Source organism: Sphingomonas astragali, from assembly GCF_051400615.1.
Lineage (GTDB): Bacteria > Pseudomonadota > Alphaproteobacteria > Sphingomonadales > Sphingomonadaceae > Sphingomonas.
The window spans coordinates 1-797 of the sequence record NZ_JBLFFH010000012.1 but is presented as its reverse complement, the minus strand read 5'-3'; the positions used below and the strand labels follow the sequence as shown (position 1 = coordinate 797).

The 797-nt window shown below is 71.0% G+C and carries 1 protein-coding gene; it reads left to right on the top strand.

What is annotated here, in order from left to right:
* Nucleotides 1-797: hypothetical protein (locus ACMGER_RS18165; protein ID WP_436813589.1), on the top strand; the 797-nt coding region annotated here is incomplete at both ends.

The window sequence follows — 797 nt, the reverse complement described above, 5'->3', positions numbered from 1 at the left end:
CTCGCCGGCACCGCCGGCGCGCTCGCGGGCGCGGCGGCACGCAGCCTGATCAAGGGCACCGACTTCGGCGACAACATCATCGCCGTGCTGCCCGATGCGATCGGGGCCACTCTGGGCACGCTGGTGGCGGCGCGGGTGTCGAGTGCGAGCGGTGTGGCGACCGCCGGAGCGATCCGGGCGAACTCGCCGATGGTCGGTGGTTCCTCGCTGGGACCGGACGGACCCGACATCATCGTGACCGGCCGGCCGTGGACGACGATGGACGAGATCGCCTACCGGGTCAGCCAGGTGGTCAGCTTCGCCGAGAGCCTGCCGCAGCGGGCCGATGCGGCGGTCAACTATGTGCTCGATCGTGGCAAGGGCGCTTACTACAACTACGTCCGGCCGGTGATCGTGCGAGGAATGGACCTGACGATCGACGGCCATGCCCGAGGCAATCCATGGGTCTCCGGGCCGATGCGCGGCGCCGGGCAATGGGCGCTCGACAGCATCGAAGGCATCGCCGGCACCGGCGCCGGGCTGATGCGGTTCGGCTCGGCGGCGGTGTTCGACCAGCAGAAGGCCATGGCGATGGCCGGTACTGGCGTGCGCAGCGCGGTCGGTGCGCTGGACAGCGTGCTGCGCGACGAGAACGCCGGATCGCGCACGGTCGGCTATGCGCGAGCGACTGTGGCGGACCTCGCCAGCGGCGATCCCGGGCGGATCGACGCGCGGACGGCGAACCTCGCCTATGGCGCGATCACGGCCGGATCAGTGGCGATCCCGGCCACCAAACTCGCGTTTGCCGCGCGCATGGG